Genomic DNA, 12733 nt, shown 5'->3' on the forward strand with positions numbered 1-12733 from the left:
CACGGCTCCCCCGCCGTCCCGACCCGGACCCGCTAACCCCAGGACGCCTGCGCTCCGACGCTGCTCTTGTCCACCCGTTCGAGCCGCGACTCCGTGTACGACGCGATCTGATCCACCACGACGCGGGTGCGTTGCGCGTCGTCCGCGGCAGCGTTCCACACGGGAACGAACATCGGATCGAGCGAGGCCGGCGCCGAGTACAGCAGCCAGGCCGCCACGCGGTGGATGCGATCGCGCTGACGGTCCTGCCGGAGCCGGTGCCCGGCGTCGGACATCACGTAGCGCAGCGCCATCGTCTTGAGCAGCGCCACCTCCGCTCGGACCAGCGACGGTACGGAGAGATCGGCCTCGTAGCGCCGCACGGGCCTGCCGTCGGCCGCCTCCCGGGTGCTCGAGATGGCGGCGGTGGTGAACCGGCCCACCAGCTCGCTCGTCATCCGCTTGAGCGCCACCGAGCGGACGAGAGTCCCGTCGTAGCCGGACGCATCGGTGACCACCGGCATCTCCGACAGCCGCTGAGCGGCCTCGCGCATGTGGTCGCGGTCGAAGCCGCGGAACTCGCTCACCGACATCTCGGCGAGGGCGGACTGCTCACTGGGGTCGGCCAGCGACCGGAGGTCGATGCGCCCGGCGATGATGCCGTCCTCCACGTCGTGCACCGAGTACGCGACGTCGTCGGCCCAGTCCATCGCCTGCGCCTCCAGGCTCTGACGGCCCTCGGGTGCGCCCTCGCGGATCCAGGTGAGGGTGTCGGCGTCGTCGTCGTAGGCGCCGAACTTCGCGCCCGGCCGCGGCCGCAGCCACGGGTACTTGATCGCGGCGTCGAGCGACGCACGAGTGAGGTTCAGCCCGGCGCTGGCGCCGTCCTCGGTGAGGACCTTCGGTTCCAGCACTGTGAGGATCCGGAGGTTCTGAGCGTTGCCCTCGAACCCGCCGCAGGACTCGGCCACCTCGTCGAGAGCCCGCTCGCCGTTGTGTCCGTAGGGCGGGTGGCCGATGTCGTGAGCCAACCCGGCCAGTTCCACCAGATCGGGATCGCACCCGATGCCGTCGGCGATGCTGCGCCCGATCTGGGCGACCTCGAGCGAGTGCGTCAACCGGGTGCGGGGCGTGTCGCCCTCACGGGGACCGGTGACCTGAGTCTTGTCGGCGAGGCGTCGCAACGCGGCCGAGTGCAGCACGCGGGCGCGATCACGGGCGAAGTGTCCTCGCGAATCGCCGGGCGCCTCGGTGAGCATCAGCGCGGCCGTCTTCGGCCCTTCCGCCACCAGCCGTTCGAGGTCCGCCGCGTCGTACTGCGTCACTGGCTGGCCGTGTACTGGAAGTCTGCGGAGTAGTGCGTCAGCTGATACCACAGCAGAGCCGCTGTCTCCCTGGCGATTCCGTGGATCTGCGACTCGCGAGTGAACACGGCGGGGCCCTGGCGGGTGGGCGACGTCCATGCGTCCAGACCGGCGTCGCGCGCCATGGTGCGGGTGCGCAGCGAGTGCCATGGATCGCTCACCAGGGTGATGTCGGTCAGTCCTCGCGACTGCAACTCGGCCGCGACGGCCTCGATGCTGAGCAGGGTGTCCGACCCCTCCTCGACGGCGACGATGTCCTCGCCCGGAACACCCTGATCCATCAGGTAGTTCCGACCCGATGCCGCCTCGGTGTAGTTGTCGCCCACCTGCTTGCCACCGACCGTCACGATCAGCGGAGCGACCCCGCTGGAGAACAGCGCCGACGCCTGCTCGAGTCGCGCCTCGAAGACCGATGACGGAACACCGTCGTACTGCGCCGCCCCCAGAACCACGATCGCGTCGGACGGGGTGTGGTCGTCGATACGGGCAACCTGCCACACGCGTATAGCGGTTCCGCCCACGAGCAGCAGTCCCACGAGCACCACACCGGCGATCACGCGTCGCAGCCAGCGCGCGAGCGTGCCACCGAAGCCGAGACGTGCAGGCTGAGGCGGGTAGTCGTACTGGTAGTCGGTACTCACACGGCGATTCTGCCAGTCGGCACCTGTGAGTAGGTGTCGGCGCGCCTTCAGAGCCAGCCGTTGTCCACTGCTGTCCGCACGGCCTCGGCACGCGTCGTGGCGCCCGTCTTGCCGATGGCGGCGGACAGATGGTTGCGCACAGTGCCCTCGGACAGGTGCAGCGCCGACGCGATCGAGGCCGCGGTGGTGCCCGCCCTGGCGGCCGACAGAACTTCCCGCTCACGCGCAGTCAGGGGTGAGGTGCCCGCGGTCAGAGTCTCCGTCGCGAGCTCGGGATCGATCACCCGCAGGCCAGCATGGACCCGTCGCACGGCCTCGGCGAGCTGGCGGGCGGGAGTGTCCTTGACGACGAATCCGCCGGCCCCCGCGTCGATCGCACGTCTGACGTAACCGGGCCGTCCGAACGTCGTCACCACGAGGACACGGCAGGTCGGAAGCGCGGCCCGTAGAAGTCCGGTGGTGACGATGCCGTCGCCGCCCGGCATCTCGACGTCCAGGAGCGCCACGTCCGGTCGATGCTCGAGAGCCGCGGGAACGACCTCGTCGCCGCCCCCGACTTCGGCCACGACATCGAGATCGTGTTCGAGTCCGAGCAGCGCCGCGAGAGCACCGCGCACCAGGGCCTGGTCGTCGGCAAGCAGTAGGCGGATCGTCATGGCGCGGTCACCGTGAGTACGAATCCGCCGTCACTCCCTCGTGCGGCGCGCACGGTGGCGCCGAGTGCGTCCGCACGGTCGGACAGACCTCTCAGACCGGTTCCCGTCGATTTACCCTGAGGTCCGACCCCGTTGTCCGTCACGGTGATACGACGTGGATCCAGGCGGATACGACACTCCGTTGCCTTGCTGTGGCGCACCACGTTGGTCACCGCCTCCCTCATCGCCCACGCGAACAGTTCACGACAGTCCTCGTCGACACCCGCCGCGGAACCCTCGATGTGCACCACCATTCCGGCCGCCTCGACCGCGCTGCGGACTCCCCGCAGCTCGGTCTCGAGACGCAGGTGGCGCAGGCCTCCGACGGTGGACCGTACATCGGCCAATGCTGCACGCGAGAGACTTTCGACGTCGGCGATCTCCGCGGCGGCCCGCGCCGGATCCAGCTCGAGAAGTCGACCGGCGAGTTCCGCCTTCACGGTGATGACGGTCAACGAGTGACCCAGAATGTCGTGGACGTCGCGGGCCACTCTCTCGCGTTCCTCGACGACGGCCAGGTCCGACAGGCGACGACGCGCCTCGTTCAACTGGATGTTGCGGGCGACCAGCTGACTGATCCCCCACGCGGCGAAGGCCGCGACTCCGAGTGTGAACCCTGCGGAGTCGTCCGGCGTCCAGCTCGGGACGATGCGAGGAAGACCCTCGACCGCAACGAAATTCGCAGCCAGCACCACCAGAGCCGACCGGCGCGGCAGCGTCATGACCGCGAGAACCGCGACGAAGACGCACCCGGTCAGAACGGAGTCGCCGGCGGCGGGGGCAGCGGGAACCAGCAGGAGCATCAGGGTCACCACCACGGCCCACTGCCGCGGCACCCGCACGTCCTCCGCGGCGTGCAAGCGGCCACGGAAATCGCGGAACCCACCGAGGAACACGGCGGCGAAGGCGATCAGCGACAACGCTGCCGCGATCTTCCAGGCCACCGGACCGTCGTAACCGGCCACGGCGCGCACCGGGTAGATCAGATAGATCAGCCAGACAGCGCTGAAGACCCAGCCGCGACGCACGGCATCCCGTAGCCGGGTGCCCTCGCTGTCGTCGAGGTTCACCTCGCGCGGCTCGATCACGAAGTGCGACCATAGCGATCGGTACAGCGTGGCACCGGTGGTCCTGCTCACCGCTGCCACGCTAGACCCGCTGCCCTCGTCCGTGTCATACGCGGGCGGTGTCCTTACGGAACATCGTCATCGCGCCGACTACGAAGATCGCCGTCCAGACGGCAACGTTGACCAGCGCCTCGATCAGCGAGGACCAGCTGGTGTCGCCGAGCGGCGACCGCGCCAACGTGGCCACACCGTACGTGGGGACGAATTTGGCCACGGTCTCGAACCATCCGCTGGCGGGGACGAACAACCCGCCGGCGAAGGCGAGGACGGCCAGGCCGGGACCGAGGATCTGCATCACGTTCTCCGACGGCAGGAGGTAGCCCATGAAGAGCCCGAAGGCGGCGAACACGATCGAGGTGATCCAGGCGAGCACGAAGCATTCGACCCAGGCGGCCGCGGGAAGTGTTGCTCCGGTTGCCGCGCCGACAGCGAACACGACGGCGACGGACACCAGTCCGAGTGCCATGGCGACGACGACCTTGATCGCGATGTACGCCGTCGGCGTGAGCGGTGTGAGCCTGAGCTGTCGGCTCCAGCCCAACCCTCGCTCGATGGACACCATGGCGCCGCCGCTCGTCGTGGCGAGCATCGCCCCGTACAGCGCCATGCTGACCATGACGTATCCCGTCACGTTGGCCGACCCGGCGGACTCGGTCTTCAGATCGCCCTGCAATCCGAAGATCAGGAAGAAGATCGGCGGGACCACGAGCGCGAACACGATGGTGCGTCGGTTCCGCAGCATCCGCCGCATCTCGAGTGCGAGAAAGCCTGCGTTGAACCCACCGTGGGCGGGCAGTGAGCGAGAACGGACGAGCGATCCTGTGGTGGTCATGCGTGGCTCCCGGCGGTGTCGGTGGTGAGGGTCAGAAAAGCGTCTTCGAGGGTGTGCGCGACGATCTCCACATCGCGGGCTTCGGTGTGTCCGAACAGGTATCGGGCGACCTGGTCGGAGTCCGATGCGTGGACGGTCAGGCGGTCACCCCGGATCTCCACGTCGTCGACACCCGGAATCGAGAGGAACTCGGCGGCGTCGGCCCCCGGCAGCACCGCGGACACGCGGCGACCGGACGCGACGTTCTTGATCTCGGCGGCGGTGCCGTCGGCCACGATGCGACCGTCGCGGATCAACACGATGCGGTCGGCGTAGGCGTCCGCCTCGTCGAGGTAGTGGGTGGCGAACAGCACGGTCCGGCCGCGCGAGGAGTCCTCCTGCATCGCCGACCAGAACTCGCGGCGGCCCTCGACATCCATTCCGGTGGTGGGCTCGTCGAGAACGATCAGGTCCGGATCGGGGAGCAACGCGAGGGCGAATCGCAGGCGTTGCTGCTGCCCGCCCGAGCACTTGCCCACCATGCGGCCACCGATGTCGGCGATGCCGGCCCGCGCGAGCACCTCCGACACCGGTCTCGTCGACGCGTACAGAGTCGCGATGAGCCGCACGGTCTCCTCGACGGTGATGTCCTTCAGGAGTCCCCCGCTCTGCATCACCGCGGAGACGCGCCCGGTGGCGACGGCGTCCTGCGGGGACTCCCCGAACAGGGACACCGTTCCGTCGTCGGGGCGCCCGAGGCCGAGCATCATGTCGATCGTGGTCGTCTTGCCGGCTCCGTTCGGACCGAGGAACGCCACGATCTCGCCGGGGTGCACGACGAGCGACACGTCGTCGACTGCTTGGACACGTGTACCGCCGGGACCGGGGAACGACTTCCGGAGGCGGTCGAGGTGGATCGCTGGTGTGGTCATGTACGGAACGATGCTCCGTTCCGGCACCCCGACCCTCGTCCGAGCGTCACGACTCCGAGGTGACACTTGTCATGGGTACTCGCGGCAGACGGCGGCCCGGTAGGTTCCCACCATGACCAGCGCTCGAGTTCTCCTGCGCGCCGCTGCCGCGGCGACCATGCTGCTGTCGGCCGCGCTGCTGCCGTCCGCCGTCGCCTCCGCGGAGCAGCCGTTCCGGGTTCCCGAACAGGTCAGCGACCTTACGGGCGCCCTCGACCCGAGCGAGCTGTCGGAGGTGCAGTCGGCTGTCGACTCGCTCTACGACCAGCAGGGCTTCCGGCTCTGGGTCGTCTTCGTCGACGACTTCTCCGGCCAGACCGCGACGACGTGGGGCGATCGCACCGCGACGATCAGTGATTTCGGTGGTCGCGATGTCCTGATGGCGGTGGCGACGGAGGCCCGTGCCTACACGCTGAACGTGCCGCAGGCCCTGTCGAGCATCTCGGATTCCGAGATCTCCGAACTTGAGCAGTCGTCGATCGAACCGGCTCTGCGCGAAGAGAACTGGGCCGGCGCGGCGACCGCGGCGGCGACCGGCCTGGGCAAGGCGTCGTCCACGTCCGGATCGGGTTCGGCCGGCCTGTGGGTCGCGGTCGGAGTCGTGTTCCTGATCGTGGTGGGGGCCTTCGCCTTCACCAGATTGCGGGCGAAGCGACGCCGCAAGGACGCACTCGAGGCCGCCGAGCAACTCGACGGCAGCGATCCCGCTGCCTTCGCGTCACTGCCGCTGGACGTGCTGGACGAGCGGTCTCGCGCCCTGCTCGTGGAAACCGACGAGGCCATCCGTGCGAGCGCCGACGAGCTGTCCACCGCAGCAGGCGAACTGGGCGATGCGGCGGCCCGACCGTTCGTCGATGCCCTCGACGGCGCCCGACGCGCACTCTCCGAGGCGTTCGCGATTCGCCAGCGTCTGGACGACGCCATTCCCGAGTCACCCGACGAGCGCCGGCAGATGCTCATGGCGATCATCACCTCGTGCAGCGACGCCGACCGCCGACTGGACGAGAAGGTGGCCGAGTTCGACGAGATCCGCAATCTGCTCATAGACGCCGACGCGCGCCTGGACGCCCTTACCCGCGCCCACGTGGAGCAGACGGCCCGGCTCGATTCGGCCGCGGCCACTCTGGCATCGCTGCGGGAGCGGTACGACGCCGCCGTCCTGGCACCTGTCGCACAGAACGTGGACCTTGCCCGCGAACAGCTGGCACTGGCGGACAACAGCATCGACGACGGACGAGACGCCGCGGCACAACCCGTCGGGCATCAGGGTCCGGTCGTCGCCGCGGTCCGCACCGCGGAGAGCGCTCTGTCGCGAGCGCGGTCGCTTCTCGACGCGGTCGAACACGCGGACGGTGACATCACCGCGGCACGGGACGGGCTGCCCGCAGCGATGGAGGACGCCCGAGCGGACATCGCGTCGGCCGACCGTCTCGCAGAGCACGGCGGCGACCCGCTGGCCGCCGCGAGGGCCGCCGTAGCGACAGCTCTGGATCAAGCGCAGTCACGCGGTACTCAGGACCCGCTCGGCACCATGAACGCTCTCGTCGCGGCCGACGCGGAACTCGACCGCGCCCTCGCCGCCGCGGCGCAGTCGAAGGAGCAAGACGACCATGCGCGGGCGCGGCTCGACCGCGATCTGGGGTCGGCCCAGGCGCAGGTCCGTGCCGCGGGCGACTACATCGGTGCCCGGAGCGGAGCGGTCAAGGTACAGGCCCGCACACGACTGGCCGAGGCGGAGCGGCACGTGCAGGCAGCGCAACAGCTCGCCGCGACCGATGCTCCGCGTGCGCTGCAGCATGCGGCTGCGGCGCTGTCCATGGCGGCGCAGGCTTCGCATCTGGCGCAGGCCGATGTCGCGGAATGGGAAGCGACGCAACGCCCGCGCCACAGCGGCGGATTCGGCAGCTCCTCGTCCGCTGGAGGTGTGTTGACCGGAGTGCTGATCGACAGTGTGCTTCGCGGCGGCTTCTCGGGTGGTCGGTCGTACGGCAACCGGCGCGGCGGTGGGTACGGCGGATTCGGCGGCGGCCCACGATCGTTCGGTGGATCGGGGAGCTCGGGACGCATCGGACGCTCGTCCGGCGGACGCTTCTGATCGGGTGACCGTGATGCTCCGCTCGCGGCGACTACGCGCTGGATCCCGCGGATTCTGCGCGCGAGAGGAGCAAAACGCCCGGTCGAGACACGGAGCCGTGTTCCCCGCGTGGATCGCAGTGGGTGACGGTGCGCCGGTCTACACCCGCATCCCGGTGCCCGTGTCGGTGCAGCGCCGGTTGGTGGAGTACCAGCAGCGCTCCTGTGTCCGCTGAGGTGGTGTTTCAGCACTGCGCGCGAACGGGCACTCTGGAGTCACCCACCTAGCATCAGGAGCCCCACCCATGGTCGATGTCACCCGCACGTTCACCGTTTCCCGCGCCCGAGCGGACGTCGCCGCGTACCTGCGCGACTTCGCGAACGCCACCGAGTGGGACCCGGGCACCGTGGAGTGCACGCAGTCCACGCCCGGACCGGTCGCCGTCGGCACCGAGTGGAACAACACGTCGAAGCTGTACGGCATCTCGACGGAGCTGACCTACCGCCTCGAGGTCGACGAGCCCGGACACATCGTGCTGCGCGGCACCAACAAGACCGCCACTAGCATCGACGACATCACGTTGTCGGAAGCCGGCCCGAACTCCACGGAGATCACCTATCACGCGAACATCGAGTTCAACGGCCTCGCGAAACTGGCCGACCCGCTCGCAGGCGTCGCCTTCGAGCGGGTCGGGAAAGAGACCGAGGAGCAGATGACCGCTGCCCTGCAGAAGTAGCGGTCAGCAGCCCAGCAGCCGGGTGGCGAGGTAGCCCTCGACCTGGTCGAGGGCGATCCGCTCCTGGGCCATGCTGTCGCGTTCGCGGATGGTGACCGCATGGTCGTCCAGCGTGTCGAAGTCGACCGTGATGCAGAACGGGGTGCCGATCTCGTCCTGGCGACGGTAGCGGCGACCGATGGCGCCGGCGTCGTCGAACTCGACGTTCCAGTTCTGCCGCAGAGTCGCCGCGAGGTCCTTGGCCTTGGGCGTCAGATCGGCGTTGCGGCTCAGCGGGAGCACGGCGGCCTTGACCGGCGACAGTCGACGATCGAGTCGCAGCACCGTCCGCTTGTCCACGCCGCCCTTCGCATTGGGCGCCTCGTCCTCGTGGTACGCGTCGACGAGGAACGCCATGAGCGAACGCGTCAGTCCCGCAGCAGGTTCGATGACGTACGGGGTGTAGCGCTCGTCGTTGGCCTGGTCGTAGAAGCTCAGGTCGGTGCCCGAGTGCTTCGAGTGCGTCGACAGGTCGAAGTCGGTGCGGTTGGCGACGCCCTCGAGCTCACCCCACGCGCTGCCCTGGAACTCGAAGCGGTACTCGATGTCCACGGTGCGCTTGGAGTAGTGCGACAGCTTCTCCTGCGCGTGCTCGTACAGGCGCAGGTTCTCCGGGTCGATGCCCAGATCGGTGTACCACTTCATGCGGTAGTCGATCCAGTACTGGTGCCACTGCTCGTCCTCGCCGGGCTTGACGAAGAACTCCATCTCCATCTGCTCGAACTCGCGGGTGCGGAAGATGAAGTTGCCGGGCGTGATCTCGTTGCGGAAGCTCTTGCCGATCTGGCCGATGCCGAACGGCGGCTTCTTGCGCGACGTCGTGAGCACGTTGGCGAAGTTCACGAAGATGCCCTGCGCCGTCTCGGGGCGGAGGTAGTGCAGGCCCGCCTCGTCGTCGACGGGTCCGAGGAACGTCTTGAGCAGTCCGGAGAACGCGCGCGGCTCGGTCCACGAGCCGGGCTCGCCGGTCTCGGGATCGCGGATGTCGGCGAGTCCGTTCTCCGGCGGGTGGCCGTGCTTCTCCTCGTACGCTTCGAGAAGGTGGTCGGCGCGGTAGCGCTTGTGGGTGTGGAGCGACTCCACCAGCGGGTCGGAGAACGTCTCGACGTGGCCGGACGCCTCCCACACCTCGCGCGGCAGGATCACCGAGGAGTCGAGACCCACCGTGTCCTCGCGACTGGTGATCATGTTGCGCCACCACTGCTTCTTGATGTTGTCCTTCAGCTCCACGCCGAGGGGGCCGTAATCCCAGGCCGACTTGGTTCCGCCGTAGATCTCGCCACACTGGTAGACGAGTCCCCGGCGTTTGGCCAGGTTGGCGACGGTATCGATCTTGGACTTCGGTGCCACGGGGCCAGCTCTCCATCTCGGGTGGTCGGTAGTACTGCCGAGCGAGGGGGTGTCCCTCGGCTCGCGACACATCAGACTATCCGGCGACGCCCCGGCCTTCGAGCACCGGTGAGTTGACATGCACGTCCGCGCATATCAGAGTAGATGTCGAAAGTGGTTACTGTTTCCATTAAGCACCACCCGACAGTGCAGGAGGACCTTCATGAGCATCGACGACACGGTGGTCCCCCCCGCGGCCCCGAGCCCCGTTCCGCTGCCGTCCAAGGACGTGCTGGGCGGCGCGGGCGACCTGCTGCGTGCACTCGCCGCGCCGGTGCGCATCGCGATCGTGCTGCAGCTGCGGGAATCGGAGCGGTGCGTGCACGAGCTGGTCGGCGCGCTCGGCGTGACGCAGCCCCTCATCAGCCAGCACCTGCGTGTCCTCAAGGCCGCAGGCGTCGTCCGCGGTGAGCGAGCCGGACGCGAGGTCCTGTACCGCCTGGTGGACGACCACCTCGCCCACATCGTCGTCGACGCCGTCGCCCACGCTCAGGAGGAGAACCACTCGTGACCGCCCCTCGCACCATTGGTGTGCGCTCGACCAAGCAGCGCAGCGCCATCTCCGAACTGCTGGAGACCGTCGACGAGTTCCGGTCCGCGCAGGAGTTGCACGACGAACTGCGCAAGCGTGGCGACGGCATCGGCCTCACCACCGTCTATCGCACCCTGCAGGCCCTCGCGGACGCCGGCACCATCGACGTCCTGCGGACCGATTCCGGTGAGTCCGTCTACCGCCGGTGCTCCGACGGTCACCACCACCATCTGGTGTGCCGCGGCTGCGGCTTCACCGTCGAGGTGGAAGGTGCCGCCGTGGAGCGCTGGACCACATCGGTGGCCTCCAAGCACGGGTTCCGCGACGTCAGCCACACCGCCGAGATCTTCGGCACCTGCAGCGAGTGCGCCGCCCCCTAGATCACGGCACGAGGCCGACGCGCGCCTTCTCCACACCCGAGAGCACCAGGACGAGCATCGTCATGAGCGGTTCGTCGTCGAGACCCGACGCCGGGAACGTGTAGCGCATCACGACGTCGGCCTGCGACCCGTGCGTCGTGAGCGAGATCGAGCCGAACTGCGACTCGCTGTTGCGCACCGCCACTCGCGCCCGCAGCGTGCCCGACGACGGACGGTCCCAGGCCAGCACGGCCGTCAGCGCGAGCACCTCGAGCCCCGGACTCAGAGCGACCGCACGCAGTGAGCAGAGTGCGCCCGCGTAGCTGAAGCCGAGCGACCCGTCGTCGCCCACGGACACGTCCGCGAACTGTCCGAGTGCCAGCCGGGCCCGGTCCTGCAGGGCCGCCACGATGTCCTGCTCTGTCATTTGACACCACCGAATCTGCGGTCACGCGAGGCGTACTCGACGCACGCGGCCCACAGGTCGCGGCGGTCGAAATCGGGAAAGAGCTTCTCCTGGAACACCATCTCCGCGTAGGCGGACTGCCAGATCAGGAAATTGGACGTGCGCTGCTCGCCGGACGGCCGCAGGAAGAGATCCACGTCGGGCATGTCCGGCTCGTCGAGGTACTTCGCGAAGGACGCCTCGGAGATCTTGTCGGGATCGAGCTGTCCGGCTGCTGCGCGACGGGCGATCTCGCGGGCTGCGTCCACGATCTCGGCGCGGCCTCCGTAGTTGACGCACATCGTCAGCGTCATGACGGTGTTGTCCTTCGTGAGCTCCTCGGCCGTCTCGAGTTCGTTGATGACGCTGCGCCACAGACGAGGTCGGCGTCCGGCCCAGCGGACGCGCACCCCCATCTCGTGCATCTCGTCGCGGCGACGGCGGATGACGTCGCGGTTGAAGCCCATGAGGAACTTCACCTCGTCCGGGCTGCGGCGCCAGTTCTCCGTCGAGAACGCGTAGGCGGACAGCCACCGCACGCCGATGTCGATGCATCCGCAGACCGTGTCCATGAGGACGGCTTCGCCGCGTTCGTGGCCGGCGGTGCGGGGCAGTCCGCGATCCTGCGCCCAGCGTCCGTTGCCGTCCATGACGAGCGCAACGTGGCGGGGAATCAGCTCCGGCTGCAGGATCGGCGCGCGGGCTCCGGACGGGTGCGGATCGGGCGCACGGACCTCACGCCGGGTGGGCTGCTCGCGTGGACTTCGACGGATCACGGGTCTCATCCTGCCCGACCGAGGTTTCCGGGACCGTCGCGGACCCGGCGGTCCCGGCGCCACTGCGTTCGACGAAGGGCAGGGTGCGGAGTTGCCGTTCGAGATGCCACTGCAGGTGCGCGGCCACCAGACCGCTCGCCTGCACGCGCATCGAGTCGGTCGACGCCTCGGTACCCGCCCAGTCGCCGCTCTGCAGGGCCGACATCAGGTCGAGCACACCCATCGAGGGTGTGCTGGACCCGGCGGGGCGACAGTGGGTGCACACCGCTCCCCCGGCGGAGACGTGGAACGCGCGATGCGGACCGGGCGCAGCGCACGTCGCGCACTCGTCCAGCGACGGAGCCCACCCGGCGAAGTTCATCGCCCGCAGCAGGAACGCGTCGAGCACCAGTTCCGAGTCGCGGGCCCCGGATGCCAGGGTGCGCAGCGCGCCGACGGTCAGGTGATGCAGGCGGGGCGCCGGAGCGTGTTCCTCACCCGCCAGTCGCTCGGAGGTCTCGAGGACGGCGCAGCCCGTGGTGTAGCGGCCGTAGTCGGCGACGATGTCGGACGCGAACGACTCGACGGTCTGCACCTGGGTCACGATGTCGAGGTTGCGTCCCGGATACAGCTGCACGTCGATGTAGGCGAACGGCTCGAGCCGGGCGCCGAACTTCGAGGTCGTGCGGCGCACACCCTTCGCCACTGCGCGCACCAGTCCGTGGCGGCGAGTGAGGAGCGTGACGATGCGGTCGGCCTCACCGAGCTTGTGCTGGCGCAGGACGACGGCATGATCGCGATACGACCTCACACTCC

At 68.8% G+C, this 12733-nt stretch carries 14 protein-coding genes; 4 read left to right on the forward strand and 10 right to left on the reverse strand.

All coding sequences use genetic code 11. The features are described from left to right. Positions 1-32: 32 nt before the first annotated feature. The 6 genes from JOE30_RS17705 to JOE30_RS17730 are packed head-to-tail and all read right to left on the reverse strand — an operon-like array spanning position 33 to position 5549. A complete protein-coding gene (locus JOE30_RS17705; protein ID WP_204868282.1) occupies positions 33-1304 on the reverse strand; it encodes a deoxyguanosinetriphosphate triphosphohydrolase in 1272 nt (423 codons plus the stop codon). Then, a complete protein-coding gene (locus JOE30_RS17710; RefSeq protein ID WP_204868283.1) occupies positions 1301-1984 on the reverse strand; it encodes a YdcF family protein in 684 nt (227 codons plus the stop codon). Before JOE30_RS17710 ends, JOE30_RS17705 begins: the two co-directional genes overlap by 4 nt. A 47-nt stretch (positions 1985-2031) precedes the next feature. Next, positions 2032-2640 (reverse strand): response regulator transcription factor, encoded by a 609-nt coding sequence (locus JOE30_RS17715; protein ID WP_204868284.1) that lies wholly within the window; start codon positions 2638-2640, stop codon positions 2032-2034. Then, the gene (locus JOE30_RS21715; RefSeq protein ID WP_204868285.1) at positions 2637-3818 is read right to left on the reverse strand and encodes a sensor histidine kinase; all 1182 of its coding nucleotides are present in this window, start codon (positions 3816-3818) and stop codon (positions 2637-2639) included. The genes JOE30_RS17715 and JOE30_RS21715 overlap by 4 nt, the downstream gene beginning before the upstream one ends. Positions 3819-3852: 34 nt before the next feature. Beyond that, a complete protein-coding gene (locus JOE30_RS17725; protein WP_204868288.1) occupies positions 3853-4638 on the reverse strand; it encodes an ABC transporter permease in 786 nt (261 codons plus the stop codon). Continuing rightward, positions 4635-5549: an ABC transporter ATP-binding protein gene (locus JOE30_RS17730; protein ID WP_204868289.1), complete on the reverse strand. Its 915-nt coding sequence runs from the start codon at positions 5547-5549 to the stop codon at positions 4635-4637. The genes JOE30_RS17725 and JOE30_RS17730 overlap by 4 nt, the downstream gene beginning before the upstream one ends. Before the next feature lie 112 nt (positions 5550-5661). Between JOE30_RS17730 and JOE30_RS17735 the strand changes: the two genes are divergently transcribed. Both JOE30_RS17735 and JOE30_RS17740 read left to right on the forward strand, forming a co-directional pair. Next, on the forward strand, positions 5662-7683 hold the full coding sequence (locus tag JOE30_RS17735) for a TPM domain-containing protein (protein WP_204868290.1): 2022 nt from the start codon (positions 5662-5664) through the stop codon (positions 7681-7683). 283 nt (positions 7684-7966) lie between these two features. Beyond that, positions 7967-8398, forward strand: coding sequence for an SRPBCC family protein (locus JOE30_RS17740; protein ID WP_204868291.1), 432 nt, complete (start codon positions 7967-7969; stop codon positions 8396-8398). 3 nt (positions 8399-8401) lie between these two features. Here the strand turns inward: JOE30_RS17740 and JOE30_RS17745 are convergent, their stop codons facing one another. Beyond that, positions 8402-9787 (reverse strand): glycine--tRNA ligase, encoded by a 1386-nt coding sequence (locus JOE30_RS17745; protein ID WP_204868292.1) that lies wholly within the window; start codon positions 9785-9787, stop codon positions 8402-8404. A 202-nt stretch (positions 9788-9989) separates the two neighbouring features. Between JOE30_RS17745 and JOE30_RS17750 the strand changes: the two genes are divergently transcribed. Continuing rightward, positions 9990-10337 carry a metalloregulator ArsR/SmtB family transcription factor gene (locus JOE30_RS17750; RefSeq protein ID WP_027505729.1) on the forward strand — a complete coding sequence of 116 codons (348 nt, stop codon included), beginning with the start codon at positions 9990-9992 and terminating at the stop codon, positions 10335-10337. Beyond that, entirely contained in the window at positions 10334-10738 is a 405-nt protein-coding gene (locus JOE30_RS17755) for a Fur family transcriptional regulator (RefSeq protein WP_307806230.1), read from the forward strand. The genes JOE30_RS17750 and JOE30_RS17755 overlap by 4 nt, the downstream gene beginning before the upstream one ends. Before the next feature lies 1 nt (position 10739). On the opposite strand, the gene JOE30_RS17760 is transcribed toward JOE30_RS17755, so the two are convergent. The 3 genes from JOE30_RS17760 to recO are packed head-to-tail and all read right to left on the reverse strand — an operon-like array spanning position 10740 to position 12728. Further along, complete coding sequence (locus JOE30_RS17760) at positions 10740-11144, reverse strand: hypothetical protein (RefSeq protein WP_027505727.1); 405 nt, start codon at positions 11142-11144, stop codon at positions 10740-10742. After that, a complete protein-coding gene (locus JOE30_RS17765) occupies positions 11141-11947 on the reverse strand; it encodes an isoprenyl transferase (protein WP_027505726.1) in 807 nt (268 codons plus the stop codon). Before JOE30_RS17765 ends, JOE30_RS17760 begins: the two co-directional genes overlap by 4 nt. After that, entirely contained in the window at positions 11898-12728 is an 831-nt protein-coding gene (gene recO, locus JOE30_RS17770; protein ID WP_204868293.1) for a DNA repair protein RecO, read from the reverse strand. Before recO ends, JOE30_RS17765 begins: the two co-directional genes overlap by 50 nt. Positions 12729-12733 lie beyond the last annotated feature (5 nt).

Origin of the sequence: Rhodococcus sp. PvP016, from assembly GCF_017832185.1 — a bacterium.
In the GTDB taxonomy this organism is placed as follows: Bacteria; Actinomycetota; Actinomycetes; order Mycobacteriales; family Mycobacteriaceae; genus Rhodococcoides.

Bases quoted from the DNA above. Each gene is read 5' to 3' on its own strand.
- JOE30_RS17715 (WP_204868284.1), bottom strand. From the start codon at position 2,640: ATGACGATCCGCCTACTGCTTGCCGACGACCAGGCCCTGGTGCGCGGT.
- JOE30_RS17725 (WP_204868288.1), bottom strand. From the start codon at position 4,638: ATGACCACCACAGGATCGCTCGTCCGTTCTCGCTCACTGCCCGCCCAC.
- JOE30_RS17730 (WP_204868289.1), bottom strand. From the start codon at position 5,549: ATGACCACACCAGCGATCCACCTCGACCGCCTCCGGAAGTCGTTCCCC.
- JOE30_RS17735 (WP_204868290.1), top strand. From the start codon at position 5,662: ATGACCAGCGCTCGAGTTCTCCTGCGCGCCGCTGCCGCGGCGACCATG.
- JOE30_RS17740 (WP_204868291.1), top strand. From the start codon at position 7,967: ATGGTCGATGTCACCCGCACGTTCACCGTTTCCCGCGCCCGAGCGGAC.
- JOE30_RS17750 (WP_027505729.1), top strand. From the start codon at position 9,990: ATGAGCATCGACGACACGGTGGTCCCCCCCGCGGCCCCGAGCCCCGTT.
- JOE30_RS17760 (WP_027505727.1), bottom strand. From the start codon at position 11,144: ATGACAGAGCAGGACATCGTGGCGGCCCTGCAGGACCGGGCCCGGCTG.
- JOE30_RS17765 (WP_027505726.1), bottom strand. From the start codon at position 11,947: ATGAGACCCGTGATCCGTCGAAGTCCACGCGAGCAGCCCACCCGGCGT.